We start from the raw sequence: 15,311 nt of genomic DNA, 5'->3' as shown, positions 1-15,311 counted from the left end.
GCTCACGTATGTGCCCGGCACGCGGCGGCGTACCACCCGACGCTCAAGGGCCTGCCACGCCCGGAGGTAATCCGGGAACGTGGCGGGCCCTCGACTCCGGCCGGTCAGCGAGGCCGGTTGTTCCAGTTGTAGAACGTCGGGATGTTCTCGAAGTGGTTCCAGGCGCAGACCGCGCTCGCCCCGTCGCCGCCCGTCACCTCCGCTCGTAGCCGTCGTGCGGCCTCCGCCTCCTGGAGCAGTGCGGTGAGCCCGGCAGCGGCCTCCCGCACCCGGTCGGTGACCCGGTCGGCCTCGTTACCCGTCACCCGCTCGGGCTCCCGGTGACCTGTGGTCTCGGGCATGATCCAACACTCCCTCCAGTAGGCGGATCTTGCTGTTGCGGCAGTGCTCGGTCTCCGTACCGTCGAAACGGCCCAGCTCGAAGTAGCGGTTGGCCGCGTGGCCTCCGCCACAGAAACCGAAGTACGGGCAGGACGAGCGGCAGGCCTCCACCCCGCTCAGGAACTCACCGACCCAGCCCGTGCCGGCCGCACCGGCGAGAATCGAGTGCAACGGTGTGGCCAGGACGTTCCCGCTGCTGAAGTCGCCGTGGCGCGGATCGGTGAATCCGGCCAGCTCCGGTGAGAGCACGACCACCGCGCCGTCGTGCGCCACGGTGGGGATCGGGTCGAGACTGGCCGGCAACAGGTCGTCCGCCGTGCCGTCCAGGACCGCGGCGGCGTACCGCAGCGACCACTCGACCTCCCGCAGGTGGATCCGTGGCTCGCGTCGCCAGGCCGCGACCAGCTCGGCCCAGAAACCGGTCACCGCGGCGGCGTCGTGAGCGTTGTCACGGGTGTTGACGCCCTCGGTCTCCTCGATGTTGACCCCGAGCACCTCGCACCCGAGGTCGAGGAAGTAGGCGTACAACTCCGCCGCCCGCTCCGGCGACGGGTCGTTCACCACGGCCAGCGCCGAGAACGGCAGGTCGTGCCGGCGCAACGTCGCCACACCCCGCACGATCCGGTCGTACGCCGGATGACCGGCCCGGGTGACCCGGTCCCCGTTACGCGCCCGGGGCCCGTCCACGCTGACGCTGACGCGGATCCGGTGCGTCACGAAGAACTCGCACCACGCGTCGTCGATCAGCGTGGCGTTGGTCTGCACATGGTGTTCCACCTCGGCGGCGAACGGCGCCATCAGCGCCGCCAGTCGCTCCCGGCCCGCCGCGAGCGGCTCCCCGCCGTGCCAGACCACCGAGAACCGCCCGGAGGCGGCCCACGGGTTCACCGAGGCGGCCACCGCCTCCGCCACCGCCACCGGCATCCGCCGGTCCGCCGCGCGCAACGGCAGATAGCAGTACGCGCAATCCAGATTGCAGAGGGTGGTGGGCTGCATCACGACGTACGACGGGACGCCGGCCAGACCCCGCATCCCCCGCAACGACCGTCCCCGTGCAGCCATCGCCCTCCTCACCGGTTGACGGCTACCGGGCACACCACGGCACTGGCGCACCCACAGCTTCCGAAGCAGCGCCTCAAAGGCGAAGCAGCCTCTAAGGCTAGGCCGCGACGGCCACTTGGGTGAACCCCTGACCAGGTGGTTGGACGATCGGTGTCAGATGATCAGCCGCGAGTGTGCTGTCCGATCATCTGCACCTCACCGGTGCCCTCGATGATCTCGCCGGCCTGCCACGCGTCCACCCCGCGACCGGTCAGCGTGGCCAGCGCGCGGTCGGCGTCCTCGGCCGAGACGATCGCGAACATGCCGACGCCCATGTTGAAGGTCGCCTCCATCTCCGGGTCGTCGATCCGCCCCTTGGACTGGATCAGGTCGAAGATCGGTTGCGGCTTCCAGGTGGAGCGGTTGACCACCGCGTCCACGTGCTCGGGCAGGATGCGCACCAGGTTGCCGGGGATGCCACCGCCGGTGACGTGGGCCAGCGACCGCACCTCCGCCTCGGCGATCAGCTTGAGGCAGTCCTGCGCGTAGATCTTGGTCGGGGTCAGCAGCTCCTCGCCGAGGGTGCGCTGCCGGCCGAAGTCGTCAATCACCACGTCCAGCCGCATCCGGCCGGCGCCCAGCAGCACGTGCCGGACCAGGGAGTAGCCGTTGGAGTGCAGGCCGGACGAGCGCATGGCGATCACCACGTCACCCACCTCGACCCGCTCCGGGCTGAGGAGTTCGCTCTCCTCCACCACGCCCACGCCGGTGGCCGAGATGTCGTACTCGTCGGGGCGGAGCACACCCGGGTGCTCGGCGGTCTCCCCACCGAGCAGCGCGCAGCCCGCGTACCGGCAACCGTCGGCGATACCGGCGCCGATCTCGGCGACCCGGTCCGGCACGACCTCACCGGTGGCGATGTAGTCCAGCAGGAACAGCGGCTCGGCGCCGCAGGCCACCAGGTCGTCGACGACCATCGCGACCAGGTCGATGCCGACCGTGTCGTGGATGTCCAGCTGCTGCGCGATCACCAGCTTGGTGCCGACGCCGTCCGTGGAGGAGGCCAGGATCGGGTTCTTGTACTTCGTGGTGTCCAGCCGGAACAGGCCGGCGAAGCCGCCGAGGTCGCCCATCACCTCCGGCCGTCGGGTCTGCTTGACCTTGGACTTGAGCAGCTCGACCGCGCGGTCGCCCGCCTCGATCGACACGCCGGCGTCCGCGTACGAGACGGAACGTTTGCGAGCGGGGCGGCCGGTGCCGGCCGTCCAGGACTGACGGTCGCCGCCGCCGGTCGGGCTGCTTCCTGCGCCGCTGCGCTCGGACACGTGCGTCACGGTTCTCCCCTTAGTGGTTCTCGGCGGCCGCGTCGGCGGTGACCGGCGCCGCAGCCGGATGGTGCTACGGGCGGTGTGTGGTCGCCGACATCGTCACGTCGGTGCGGGGCGTCGTGCCGGCCTGCTCACCGGTGTCGACGTCGTCGTCGACGCGGTTCGCGACCCGGCGGCTGATCCCTTCGAGCACGTGCTTGCCGATCAGGTTCCCGACGGGCAACTCGATCGGGTACTCCCCGTCGAAGCAGGCCCGGCACAGCCGGGTCTTCGGCTGCTCGGTCGCGGCGATCAGACCGGGCAGCGAGACGTAGCCCAACGTGTCAGCGCCGATGGAACGCCGGATGCCCTCGTTGTCGAGGCCGTTGGCGAGCAGCTCGGCGCGGGTGGCGAAGTCGATGCCGTAGAAACAGGGCCAGGAGACCGGCGGTGAGGAGATGCGGACGTGCACCTCCACCGCGCCGGCCTCGCGGAGCATCCGGACGATCGCGCGCTGGGTGTTACCCCGCACGATCGAGTCGTCGACCACGACCAGGCGCTTGCCGCGTACGTTCTCGCGCAGCGGGTTGAGCTTGAGTCGGATGCCGAGTTGACGCAGGGTCTGCGACGGCTGGATGAAGGTACGACCGACGTACGGGTTCTTCATCAGGCCGGCGCCGTAGGTGATGCCGGACTCCTCGGCGTAGCCGATGGCGGCCGGCGTGCCCGACTCGGGCACCGGGATGACCATGTCCGCCTCGACCGGGTGCTCCTTGGCCAACTGGCGGCCGATCTGCACCCGTGCCGAGTGCACGTTGCGTCCGGCGATGGTGGCGTCCGGGCGGGCGATGTAGACGTACTCGAAGAGACAGCCCTTGGGCTCGGGCGCGGCGAACCGGTTGGAGCGCAGCCCCTCGGCGTCGATCGCGATCAACTCACCGGGCTCGACCTCGCGGACCACGCTCGCGCCGACGATGTCCAGCGCCGCCGTCTCGCTGGCCACCACCCAGCCCCGCTCCAGGCGGCCGAGCACCAGCGGACGCACGCCGTGCGGGTCCCGGGCGGCGTACAGCGTGGTCTCGTCCATGAAGGCGAAGCTGAACGCGCCCCGCAACTGCGGCAGCACCTCCAGCGCGGCGGCCTCGACGGAGAGATCCGGGCGACTGGCCAGCAGCATGGTGACCAGCGAGGTGTCGTTGGTCGAGCCGTCGGTGCCCAGGCCACGCTCGGCGACCTCACGCTGGAGATCGGCGGTGTTGACCAGGTTGCCGTTGTGCGCCAGCGCGATCGTGGTGCCCGAGCTGGTGGCCCGGATGGTCGGCTGGGCGTTCTCCCAGGTCGAGGCACCGGTGGTCGAGTATCGGGTGTGGCCGATGGCGACGTGCCCGCGCAGGCTCGCCAACGTCGGCTCGTCGAAGACCTGGGCGACCAGGCCGAGATCCTTGTAAACCACCACGCCGGAGCCGTCGCTGACCGCTATCCCGGCCGCTTCCTGCCCACGGTGCTGCAACGCGTACAGCCCGAAGTAGGTCAGGTTGGCGACCTCTTCCCCCGGCGCCCAGACACCGAAGACGCCACACGCGTCCTGGGGGCCTGGTCGTTGGGGATCAAGGTCGTGGCTCAGCCGGCCGTCGCCTCGGGGCACCTGCCGCTCCCTCTTGCTGGTCTGGACTGGCCTGTCGGAGCCACCGGGGCCGCTCCGCGCTGCATCGGCCGGAACCACACTGTCGTCGCCTGACAGTGTACGCGAATCCATGTCGCCACATACAGTCACACTGATGCGGCGTAGTGTCATCGCGCCACACGCGTCACTCCAGTTCGAGCGGCAGGTACGCGGACAGATCCGCTCGCGCGCCACTCGCCCGTACGCGACCCTCCGTGACGACCCACTCCCAGTCGAGCCGTCCGGTGGCGAGAAGGACCCATGTCTGCGGATCCATCTCCACCGTGTTCGGCGGAGTACCGCGGGTGTGTCGTGGCCCCGGAACGCACTGAACTGCACCGTAAGGTGGGACACGCACCTCCACCGATCGGCCGGGGGCACGCTCCGCGAGGGTGGCCAGTAGGGCCCTGACCGCCGCACGAAGCACCGGCCGTTCGGGCGCGCGCCCCTCGTCGAGCGCCGACAACACTGCGGCCACCGCAGCGGACTTAATGTACGGAGAGGACACGACGGGACGATACGGCGCGGTCGCCCGGCGCGTCACGATGGCCCTGGGTCGCGCCGATCCGACCCGACAAGGCATAGTTGCCGACGGCGTATTCGTACCGTGATGTTCCTTCGGCCGGCGCTCGCCGGTACGAGGAGGTCAGTCCGGAAGGCGGTGGACGTGTCAACACACCGACGAGCCTGGCAAAAGCGGGCCGGTGTGGTCGTGGCGCTGATTGTCGGTGCCCTGCTCGCCGTCCCCGCCACACCCGCACTCGCCGCGAACCCGGACGTCCAGATCACCAACCTGCCGAACGGCACTCTCCAGTCCGGACAGCAGACGTCGATGACGTTCCGCGTCAAGAACAACAACGAGCTGCCGACTCCGTTCAACATCTCCGTCAACGTCTTCAACGGGCTGAGCTGCCAGGGCGACTGCAACATCCCCGCGCGCGTGGTCGGGCCCAACGAAGAGGTCTCGATCACGGTCAACCTGGTCGCGGGCGACGTGGCGGCCGGTCAGGAGCGTTCCGGCAAGGTGCGGGTCTCCGCCCGGGCCGGCGGCGACCAGGGCGGCGACGAGCGCGACATGACGGTGCGCGGGCCCAACCCCGCGCCCACCTCCCAGGCGCCGCAGACAGTGCGCTCCATCGCGGGCAAGGTCGTGGCGCGCTCCGGTGACGGGGTGCCGAACGCGTACGTGCTGCTGGTGGACAGCGCCGGCCGTCAGCGGGACACCACCAGCGACGGCAACGGCAACTTCCGCTTCACCGGCAACAGCGGCAACCCGATCGCGCCCGGCCGGGTCGACATCGGCGCGAGCAAGGACGACATCCGGGCCACGGTGAGCTTCACCGCCAACGCCGGCCAGCAGATCACCGGGCGACGGATCACCCTCGCCATCGAGACCTCGGCCAGCCCGAGCGCCACCCCCTCGGAGAGTGTGTCGGCGGAGCCGACCGAGGACCCGTTCGCGGACGACGCCACCGACGAGACGGACGCGCCTCCCGGCGACGCTCCCGCCGCCCAGGCCCCGGCCGGCAACGAGAGCTCCGGCGGCTTCGGCAACTGGCTGCTGATCCTGCTCGGCGGGCTCTTCGTGGCGATCGGTGTCGGCACGATCGTGCTGCTCTGGATGAAGCGCAAGGAGAACGAGGACCCCGATCCCGACGGTGAGCCCGTCGCCGGGGCACCGGCCGGTGCGGTTCCCGCAGCCCGTGGCTCGTTCGCCGGGGCGGACGACCAGACCCGGGTGGTGAACCGGGTCGGCTCCGCTCCGGATCCGACCATGGTGGGCGGTCCGGGCCTGGCCAACGCGCCGACGATGATGCACCAGCCGGTGGTCGACGACGTCCCGCCGGACCCGTACGGTGCGCCTCCGCAGCCGTACGGCGCGGCGGGCGGTTCGGGGCAGCAGGCATGGTCGGGCGGTTACGGCGACGAGCAGGGCGGCGGCTACGGCGGCGGTCCGGGCTACGGCAACGCCCCGTCCTCCGGTGGTGGCTACGGCAACGCACCCTCCTCGGGCGGGGGCTACGGCACCAGCCCGTCCTCGGGTGGCGGCTACGGCAGTCGTGACTACGGCGCGGGCGGCAGTGGGTCGGAGTACCCGCCGGCCGGTGCCGGTGGTGCCGCCGGCTACGGCGAGCGGTACGACGAGCCGACCGGCCGCTACCAGGGCGACGACACCCGTTACCCGGCGCCTGCCGACCCGTACGCGACCGGCGTCTACCAGCCGGAGGGCGGCCAGGGTTACGGCCAGCCCGAGCCTGGTGGCTACGGTCGCGGCGAGCCCGGTGGTGCCGGCTACGGCCAGGGCGAGCCCGGTGGCTACGGCCAGGGCGGCGACGCCACCCGAGGCTACGGCCAGGGCGACCCGACCGGCGGTTACGGCCAGGGCGGGCCCGGCGGTTACGGCCAGGGCGGCGGTGACACCCCCCGGGGCTACGGCCAGGAAGACCCGACCGGCGGTTACGGTCAGGGCGGCGACGCCACCCGTGGCTACGGCCGGGGTGAGCCGACCGGCGGCTACGGTCACGGCGCGGAGCCGACCGGCGGCTACGGCCAGGGCGCCGGTTACGGCCAGGAACCACCGCAGCAGCGCGGCGGCTACGACAACTACAACGAGCCCACCGGTTACGCCCCGGGTGGCTACGGCCAGGGCGGCGGCTACGGCCAGGAACCACCGCAGCAGCGCGGCGGCTACGACAACGCCTACGAGCAGGGCGGCTACGGCCAGGGCGGCGGCTACGGCCAGGAACCGCCACGCCAGCGCGGTGGCTACGACAACGACTACGAGCAGCAGCAACAGGGTGGCGGCTACCACAGCGATCCGGCGCAGAGCGGTCGCGGTCGGCCGGACGGCCCGGGACAGGAGCGGGGCGGTCGCCGGCTGGACTGGATGGACGACTGACCACCCGGACCTCGTATCCCGCTGACGCGGAGGCACCGACGAGAAAGAGCCGTGGACCGGAAGGTCCACGGCTCTTCGTCGATGGTGGATCGGTCACGTGTCCGCAGTGATCGGTCGGAACGGTCAGGCGGCGGAGTAGACGCCCTGCCGCAGGAGCGGGACCACATCGGAGGCGTCGACCCGTACCGCGACCTCGACATCGTCGGGGAAACCGGCCTCGATCAGCTCGCGACCGGACACGCAACCCCGGACCGCCGCAGGCACATCCGGCGTGCTGGCCAGCGAGGCGAGTGCCATTGCCGCCTCCACCGACAGACCACCCGGCACTCCGGAGATGGCGTCCAGCACGCAGGCCGCACCGAGCTGGTCCTCCACCGCCGGCCTGAGCGAGCCGTCCGGCCACTGCTCACCGGCGGCGACCACGCCGATCGGATCGATGGTCGAGCCGTACCCCTGGCGCAGCAGCCAACTCCCGACGGCGCGGGCGTTACGCAGGTTGGCCGCCACCACCGGCAGGCCGGTGGCGCTGGCGGCGGCGCTGATGGCCGATCCGTTCGGGGAGGGCAGCACCAGTTCGGCGACGAAGGGTGCCCGGCTCAACGCGGCAGGCGACAGCGACCACGGATGTTGCGCGGTCTGCCGCCGACCGGTCGCGACCACCGCACCGATCCGCTGTGCGTAGTCGGCGGCCTGGGCGCCCCAGGGGAACGGGTGCACGCGCATCCCCCGGCCGACGGCAACCTCGACGGTGGTGGTGAACGACAACACGTCCACCACCACCAGTGCCGCGCAGACCCGGCCGAGTTCGGCCGCTCCCGCGAGGCCCCAGTCGAACCGGGCTCCCGATCCGGGTTGGGCGAAGACGGCCGAGGCCACCGCCTCAGCGCTCGTCGGACGCGGCAGGCTGCTCAGTGGCACCGGGCTGCGGAGCTTCGGCGCCGGCCTGGTCGACCGGCGCGTTCCCGGCCGTCGAGGTCTCACCGGCGGCGTTAGCCCGGACCGGCGGCGTCGCCCGCTCGGCCGGCCGCTCGGCCACCGACTCGTCCTCGTCCTCGGCACCCGCCGTCGTCGGCTCCTCGGATGCGACGACCGGGCTGTCGGTCGCCGGCACCTCGTCCGCCACCGCCACCTCGTCCACCACGTCGGCGGTCTCCGGCGTCGCGTCGGCGGTCGGTGCCGCCTCGACGACCGGAGCCGCCTCGGCGGCGTCGGCGGTCGGGGCGACGTCGGCCTGGGCCGACGTCCCGACGGCCTCCGGCGCGGTCACCTCGAACGGCTGCACGCCCCCGAAGAGCTTGGGCAGGGTGCCGGTGTGCGCCTCGCGCAGCTCGTCCAGCTCGACCCGGAACTGGCCGTGCACCTCGAGTGCGGCGGCGGTGGAGTCGGTGACCCCGATCAGCTCCCACGGCACACCGTGCTCGGCGCAGAGCGCGGTGAACGCCTTCTCGTGCCCGCGCGGCACCGAGACCAGCACCCGACCGGCGGACTCGCTGAACAGGAAGACGAACGGCATCGAGCCGCCCTCGAACCGTTCCGGCACTGCGATCCGCGCGCCGACGTTGTGGCGCAGGCAGGACTCCACCAGGCTCTGCGCGAGACCACCGTCGGAGAGGTCGTGCGCGGAGCTGAGGTGACCGACCCGGGAAGCGGCGGCCAGCAGCCCGGCGAGCTGCTTCTCGCGCGTCAGGTCGACCTGCGGGGGTACGCCGCCGAGGTGCTCGTGGGTGACCCAGGCCCACTCCGAGCCGGAGAGCTCGACGTGCGTCTCGCCGAGCAGGAAGAGCTGGTCGTGTTCGTTGGTGGGGTGCGCGACGAAGCCGGACGCCACCCGTTCGGCCACGTTCTCCAGCACACCGAGCACGCCGACGACCGGAGTCGGGTGGATTGCCGCCGCACCGGTCTGGTTGTAGAAGCTGACATTGCCGCCGGTGACCGGGATGCCCAGTTCGGCGCAACCGTCCGCCAGACCGCGTACGGCCTCGGCGAACTGCCACATCACGCCCGGGTCCTCCGGCGAACCGAAGTTCAGGCAGTCGGTGACCGCGATCGGCGTCGCACCGGTGACCGCGACGTTGCGGAACGCCTCGGCCAGCGCCAGCTTGGCGCCGTGGTACGGGTCGAGCCGGGCGTACCGGCCGTTCCCGTCGACCGAGAGCGCCACGCCCAGGCCGGTCTGCTCGTCGATCCGGATCACGCCCGAGTCCTCCGGCTGGGCGAGCACGGTGTTGCCCAGCACGTAGCGGTCGTACTGCTCGGTGACCCAGGTCTTGTCGGCCAGATTCGGCGAGGCGATCATGCGCAGCAGGGTCTCGCGCAGCGCGTCCGGGTCGGTCGGCCGGGGCAGCGTCTCGGCCCGGTCGGCCTGGAGCAGGATCAGGTCGGCGGGCTCCCGCATCGGGCGGGCGTAGACCGGGCCGTCGTCCACCAGCGACCCCGGCGGCACGTCGACCACCAGGTGGTCCCGCCAGGTGATCAGCAGCCGGCCGGGCTGGCCGTCCTGCTGCGGCGCGGTGACCTCGCCGATGGCGGTGGCCAGGACGCCCCACTTCTCGCAGGTCTTGAGCACGGCGTCGAGCTTGTCCGGCTCGACGACCAGGAGCATCCGCTCCTGCGACTCGCTGGCGAGGATCTCGTGCGGCTCCATCGACGGCTCGCGCAGCGGCACCCGCTCCAGCCAGACCCGCATGCCGGTGCCGGCCGCCGCGGCGGTCTCGGTGAGCGCGCAGGTCAGCCCGGCGCCACCGAGGTCCTGGATGCCGGCGACGAGCTGGGCGTCGTACAGCTCCAGGCACGCCTCGATCAGCAGCTTCTCGATGAACGGGTCACCGACCTGCACCGACGGGCGGCGCTTCTCGCTGCCCTCGGTGAAGGTGGCGCTGGCCAGCACGGAGACACCGCCGATGCCGTCCCGGCCGGTCTTGGCGCCCATCAGCACCACGACGTTGCCGGGGCCGACGGCGGCCTTGTTCTGCAGGCGACTGACCGGCAGGACGCCGAGGCAGAGCGCGTTGACCAGCGGGTTGCCCTGGTAGCAGGGGTCGAAGACGACCTCGCCGCCGATGTTGGGCAGACCGAGGCAGTTGCCGTACCCGCCGACTCCGGCCACCACGCCGGGCAGCACCCGGGCGGTGTCGGGGTGGTCGGCGGCACCGAAGCGCAGCGGGTCCATCACCGCCACCGGGCGGGCACCCATGGCCAGGATGTCGCGGACGATGCCACCGACGCCGGTGGCGGCACCCTGGTACGGCTCGACGAAGCTGGGGTGGTTGTGCGACTCGACCTTGAAGGTCACCGCCAGCTCGTCGGAGATCTGCACCACACCGGCGTTCTCCCCGATGCCGGCCAGCAGCCGGTCGCTGGGCGGGGCCTTCTCGCCGAACTGGCGCAGGTGCACCTTGCTCGACTTGTAGGAGCAGTGCTCGCTCCACATGATCGAGTACATCGCCAGCTCGGACTGGGTCGGCCGGCGGCCCAGGATGTGCCGGATCCGGTCGTACTCGTCGTCGCGGAGCCCGAGCTCGGCGTAGGGCTGGAGCTCGTCCGGGCTGCCGTCGGCGGCCGGGACGGTGTCCACCCCGCCGGTCCAGTCGGTGGCCTCCTGCGCGGCGGCGTGCCGGGGCGGGGCGACCGGGGACGCGGCGGCAGCCGGGTTCGGCTGGACCGGCGCGGCCGGGTATGCCTCCGGGGTCTCCCGTACCGGGTCCGGATGCGTGGTCATGACATCTCCTCGTTGCGCTCGCCGCCGGGGAGGCGGGTGAGCTGACCGTTGATCCCGCAGCCGACGGTCACGCCGGCGCCCCCACCAGGTGCTTGAGCACCGAGGTGAAGAAGCCGAGGCCGTCGAGGGAGGGGCCGGTGAGGGCCTCCACCGCGTGCTCGGGATGCGGCATGATGCCGACCACATTGCCGGCGGGGTTGGTGATCGCGGCGATGTCGCGCTGCGACCCGTTCGGGTTGCCGCCGAGGTACCGGGCCACCACCCGACCCTCGGCCTCCAGCGCGTCGAGCGTCGCCGGGTCGGCGACGTAGCAACCCTCGCCGTTCTTGACCGGGATCAGCACCTCCTGGCCGGGCTGGAACGCGTTCGTCCAGGCCGTGCCGGTCGCCTCGATCCGCAGGACCTGGTCCCGGTTGCGGAAGTGCAGGTGCTGGTTGCGGGTGAGCGCGCCGGGCAGCAGGTGCGCCTCGCAGAGGATCTGGAAGCCGTTGCAGATGCCGAGCACCGGCAGACCACCGGCTGCGGCGTCGACGATCTTCTCCATCACCGGGGCGAACCGGGCGATGGCGCCGCACCGCAGGTAGTCACCGTAGGAGAAGCCGCCGGGCAGGACGACCGCGTCCACCCCGTGCAGCTCGGCGTCCCCGTGCCAGAGGCGGACCGGCTCCGCGCCGGCGATCCGGACGGCCCGGGCCGCGTCCCCGTCGTCGAGCGAGCCGGGGAACGTCACCACACCGACCCGGGCGGTCACGAGCGGGCGTCCGCGGCTTCGTCGGCCTCGACCAGGTGGACGGTGAAGTCCTCGATGACCGGGTTGGCGAGCAACTTGTCGGCGATCTCCCGGGCCCGGTCCAGGTCCGGTTCACCGGTGAAGTCGATCTCGATCCGCCTGCCGATCCGTACCGAGGCGACGTCGTTGACGCCGAGCCGGGGCAGCGCGTTTGCGACGGCCTGGCCCTGAGGATCGAGGATCTCGGGCTTGAGCATGACGTCGACGACGACGCGAGGCACTGGGCACTCCTGACTGTGTACGCAGTTGGGTGCCGACCCACAACGGGCGAGCGCAGCCAGCCTACCTGGCAGATACGGCGCCAGACGCACCGGCCGGACGCGGTCCCGGCGGTGTCCGACCGTACCCGCGTGGGGCCTTCGGGACCGATACGGGTTCGTTGCAGTCTCGATACGGGTTCGTTGCCGGACGGCCCGGTCCGGGCAGGTTTCACCCCCCTCCAGGCGGTCGACGGGCCCTGATCGGCCCGATCCGGCCCCCCTTCCCCGACGCCAGCGAATCCGACTGTTACATCCGGCTGTTTCGATGAACCTCTTGTGAAACACCTCACCGGGCCCTACGGTACATCGTCAGACGTCGATTAACTGTCGTCGCGGTGGCGGTTCACCCCCTCCCGCCAGCGCAGATCGACTCGGTCAACCCGGGTCGCCACACCCCGAAGGAGCCCTACCGATGCGCATCCGATCCCTGATCGTGGCCTTCGCCACAGCCATGGTCGGCGTCGTCGGCGCCAGTTCCGGCGCCGTCGCCTCCCCCGTCAGCCCGTACATCATCGGCGGCAGCACCGTCTCCTCCGCGCCGTGGGCGGCAGCGGTGTTCAGCAACGGCTCGTTCACCTGCTCCGGCACGATCATCGCGCCCCAGTGGGTGCTCACCGCCCAGCACTGCATCGGCAGCAACATGTCCGTCCGGGTGGGCAGCGTGTACCTCTCCTCCGGCGGCGTCACCCGCACGGTCAGCGCCACCTACGGCCGCTACGACCTGGCCCTGATGCGGCTCTCCAGCACGGTGAGCACCAGCTACGTCACGCTGGCCAGCAGCAACCCGCCGGTCAACTCCACCAACTCGATCTACGGCTGGGGCCGGACCTGCTACAGCGGCTGCGCGGCCTCCCCCCAGCTCAAGACCGCGTCGGTCCGGGTGACCAGCACCGGCGTCACCGACGCGTACGGCGGGCAGGCGATCCGGAGCACCCGGATCAACGGCAACGCCTGGCGGGGCGACTCGGGCGGTCCGCAGTTCTACAACGGCGCGCAGGTCGGCGTCGCCTCGACGGCCGACGGGGTGAACATCCAGAACTACGGCAGTGTCGCGTTCAACCGTGCCTGGATCACCTCGGTGGCCGGTGTCTGACGGTTAGCGCCCGGTCGGCGCGGATGGTGGGCTGCGCGCCCGCCGTCCGCGCCGCGTCGTTTTGCAGCATCCGTTCAGGTGAACAACCCTCGCGTTGGCGACCCGCATCGACTGCCAGCATCAGAAACGTGCTGGTCGTGACGACGGACCAACTTCCCGGCTACGAGATCCGCCAGATCCTCGGCGAAGTGGTCTCCTCCATGGCCAGGACCCGCAACCCCTACCGCGAGGGGGTGAAGAACCTGCGCGGTGGCGCGTACGACCCGTCCGCACCGGACAACCTCACCCGCTGGCGTACCGACTCCGTGGCGCGGCTCGGGGAGGAGGCCCGACGGCTCGGCGCGAACGCGGTCGTGGGGATGCGGTTCGACAGCCGCGACTGCGGCGAGATGTGGATGGAGATCTGCGCCTACGGCACCGCCGTGATCGTGGCACCGAAGATGCCCGACGTGATGCCGCCGGACCAGCCCCTCGTAGCGGCCGAGACCGCCCAGGACCCGTCCTTCGCCGAGACCCCGGGCGGCATCGCCGAGCCTGCCAGCGCTCCCAACCTCAGCTCCGCCGCCGAAACCCCCACCCGCGACTGACACCCATCCACCCCACCCACCCACCCACCCCACCGCCCTGAGTCGGCCGGTGGCGTTGATCAAGAAGTTTGGGTCCTCCGGAGCACTCCTGGGCGACCCAAACTTCTTGATCAACGCCTGCGTCGGCGGGTAGGGGGGAGGGGGTTAGAGGATTGGTGGGGGGGTGTAGGTGGCGGCGTGTGGGTGGGACTGGACGATCTTGGAGATCCGGGTGGTCACCGCCTGGATCTGGGCGGGGGCGGCGCCGACGAAGGCGGCCCGGTCGGCGACCAGGGCGTCGATCTCGGCGCGGGTGAGGCCCAGCCGGGGGTCGGCGGCGAGGCGGTCGAAGAGGTCGTTGTCGGGCGCACCCTGCTCACGCATGGCGAGCGCCACGGCCACCGCGTGCTCCTTGATCGCCTCGTGGGCGGTCTCCCGGCCCACGCCCCGACGCACCGCCGCCACCAGGATCTTGGTGGTGGCCAGGAATGGAAGGAAACGCTCCAACTCCCGGTTGATCACCGCCGGGTACGCGCCGAACTCGTCGAGCACGGTGAGGAACGTCTGGAACAGCCCGTCGGCGGCGAAGAAGGCGTCCGGCAGGGCCACCCGGCGGACCACGGAGCAGGAGACGTCCCCCTCGTTCCACTGGTCGCCGGCCAGCTCGCCGACCATCGACAGGTACCCCCGGATGATCACGGCGAAGCCGTTGACCCGCTCCGACGAACGGGTGTTCATCTTGTGCGGCATCGCGCTGGAACCCACCTGGCCCGGCTTGAAGCCCTCGGTGGCCAACTCCTGCCCGACCATCAGCCGGATCGTGGTGGCCAGCGAGGAGGGTGCGGCGGCCACCTGCGCCAGCGCGGCGATCACGGCCATGTCGATCGACCGGGGGTAGACCTGCCCGACGCTGTCCAGCACCCGCTGGAAGCCGAGGTGCTCGGCGACCCGCCGCTCCAGCTCGGCCACCTTCTCGGCGTCGCCGTCGAAGAGGTCCAACTGGTCGGCGGCGGTACCCACCGGCCCCTTGATCCCGCGCAGCGGGTACCAGGAGATCAGGTCCTCCAGTCGCTCGTACGCGATGATCAGTTCCTCGGCGGCCGACGCGAAGCGCTTGCCCAGCGTGGTGGCCTGCGCCGCGACGTTGTGCGAGCGCCCGGCCATCACCACGTCCGCGTACTCGTGGGCGTGCCAGGCGAGCCGGGCCAACGTCGCCACCACCCGGTCCCGGATCAGCTCCAGCGAGCGACGCACCTGGAGCTGCTCGACGTTCTCGGTGAGGTCCCGCGAGGTCATCCCCTTGTGCACGTGCTCGTACCCGGCGAGCGCGCTGAACTCCTCGATGCGGGCCTTCACGTCGTGCCGGGTGACCCGCTCCCGGGCCGCGATCGAGTCGAGGTCGACGTCGTCGAGCACCCGCTCGTACGCCTCGACCACCCCGTCGGGCACCGGCACGCCGAGGTCCCGCTGGGCTTGGAGCACGGCCAGCCAGAGGCGACGTTCCAGCCGGATCTTCTCCTCCGGCGACCAGAGGGCGACCAGCTCGGGCGAGGCGTACCGGTTGGCGAGCACGTTCGGGATCGTCGTCACCCC

The 15,311-nt window shown here is 71.4% G+C and carries 13 protein-coding genes; 3 read left to right on the top strand and 10 right to left on the bottom strand.

Going from position 1 to position 15,311, the window contains the following annotated elements; genetic code table 11:
- Positions 1-104: 104 nt before the first annotated feature.
- From amcA to HUT12_RS01625, 5 genes are all read right to left on the bottom strand, one after another.
- Positions 105-341: a multiple cyclophane-containing RiPP AmcA gene (amcA, locus tag HUT12_RS01645; protein ID WP_176092264.1), complete on the bottom strand. Its 237-nt coding sequence runs from the start codon at positions 339-341 to the stop codon at positions 105-107.
- On the bottom strand, positions 295-1,413 hold the full coding sequence (amcB, locus tag HUT12_RS01640) for a cyclophane-forming radical SAM peptide maturase AmcB (protein WP_303393511.1): 1,119 nt from the start codon (positions 1,411-1,413) through the stop codon (positions 295-297). Before amcB ends, amcA begins: the two co-directional genes overlap by 47 nt.
- 191 nt (positions 1,414-1,604) lie before the next feature.
- Positions 1,605-2,756, bottom strand: a complete 1,152-nt coding sequence (gene purM / locus HUT12_RS01635) for a phosphoribosylformylglycinamidine cyclo-ligase (protein WP_131051417.1) — start codon at positions 2,754-2,756, stop codon at positions 1,605-1,607.
- Between the two features lie 64 nt (positions 2,757-2,820).
- Entirely contained in the window at positions 2,821-4,374 is a 1,554-nt protein-coding gene (purF, locus tag HUT12_RS01630; RefSeq protein WP_236145569.1) for an amidophosphoribosyltransferase, read from the bottom strand.
- 163 nt (positions 4,375-4,537) lie between these two features.
- Positions 4,538-4,900 (bottom strand): sterol carrier family protein, encoded by a 363-nt coding sequence (locus HUT12_RS01625; protein WP_131051416.1) that lies wholly within the window; start codon positions 4,898-4,900, stop codon positions 4,538-4,540.
- A 204-nt stretch (positions 4,901-5,104) separates the two neighbouring features.
- On the opposite strand from HUT12_RS01625, the gene HUT12_RS01620 reads away from it, so the two are divergent.
- Positions 5,105-7,291 carry a carboxypeptidase regulatory-like domain-containing protein gene (locus tag HUT12_RS01620; RefSeq protein WP_343232747.1) on the top strand — a complete coding sequence of 729 codons (2,187 nt, stop codon included), beginning with the start codon at positions 5,105-5,107 and terminating at the stop codon, positions 7,289-7,291.
- Positions 7,292-7,414: 123 nt separating this feature from the next.
- Here the strand turns inward: HUT12_RS01620 and HUT12_RS01615 are convergent, their stop codons facing one another.
- The 4 genes from HUT12_RS01615 to purS form a co-directional block, all read right to left on the bottom strand.
- Positions 7,415-8,167, bottom strand: a complete 753-nt coding sequence (locus HUT12_RS01615) for a 2-phosphosulfolactate phosphatase (protein ID WP_131051445.1) — start codon at positions 8,165-8,167, stop codon at positions 7,415-7,417.
- Positions 8,168-8,171: 4 nt separating this feature from the next.
- On the bottom strand, positions 8,172-11,009 hold the full coding sequence (purL, locus tag HUT12_RS01610; RefSeq protein ID WP_131051414.1) for a phosphoribosylformylglycinamidine synthase subunit PurL: 2,838 nt from the start codon (positions 11,007-11,009) through the stop codon (positions 8,172-8,174).
- A 67-nt stretch (positions 11,010-11,076) separates the two neighbouring features.
- Complete coding sequence (gene purQ / locus HUT12_RS01605) at positions 11,077-11,760, bottom strand: phosphoribosylformylglycinamidine synthase subunit PurQ (protein WP_131051413.1); 684 nt, start codon at positions 11,758-11,760, stop codon at positions 11,077-11,079.
- The gene (gene purS / locus HUT12_RS01600; RefSeq protein WP_131051412.1) at positions 11,757-12,020 is read right to left on the bottom strand and encodes a phosphoribosylformylglycinamidine synthase subunit PurS; all 264 of its coding nucleotides are present in this window, start codon (positions 12,018-12,020) and stop codon (positions 11,757-11,759) included. Before purS ends, purQ begins: the two co-directional genes overlap by 4 nt.
- A 451-nt stretch (positions 12,021-12,471) precedes the next feature.
- Here purS and HUT12_RS01595 point away from each other — a divergent pair, with 451 nt between their 5' ends.
- On the top strand, positions 12,472-13,152 hold the full coding sequence (locus HUT12_RS01595; RefSeq protein ID WP_131051411.1) for a DUF1986 domain-containing protein: 681 nt from the start codon (positions 12,472-12,474) through the stop codon (positions 13,150-13,152).
- Positions 13,153-13,175: 23 nt separating this feature from the next.
- Positions 13,176-13,739: a YbjQ family protein gene (locus HUT12_RS01590; protein ID WP_131051410.1), complete on the top strand. Its 564-nt coding sequence runs from the start codon at positions 13,176-13,178 to the stop codon at positions 13,737-13,739.
- 144 nt (positions 13,740-13,883) lie between these two features.
- Here HUT12_RS01590 and purB read toward each other — a convergent pair whose 3' ends face one another.
- Positions 13,884-15,308 carry an adenylosuccinate lyase gene (gene purB / locus HUT12_RS01585; protein ID WP_131056418.1) on the bottom strand — a complete coding sequence of 475 codons (1,425 nt, stop codon included), beginning with the start codon at positions 15,306-15,308 and terminating at the stop codon, positions 13,884-13,886.
- Positions 15,309-15,311: the final 3 nt, after the last annotated feature.

The sequence above is a fragment of the Verrucosispora sp. NA02020 genome (assembly GCF_013364215.1).
Lineage (GTDB): Bacteria > Actinomycetota > Actinomycetes > Mycobacteriales > Micromonosporaceae > Micromonospora.
Note: the sequence above shows the minus strand (reverse complement) of the source record. Positions and strands in the feature narration are given on the sequence as shown.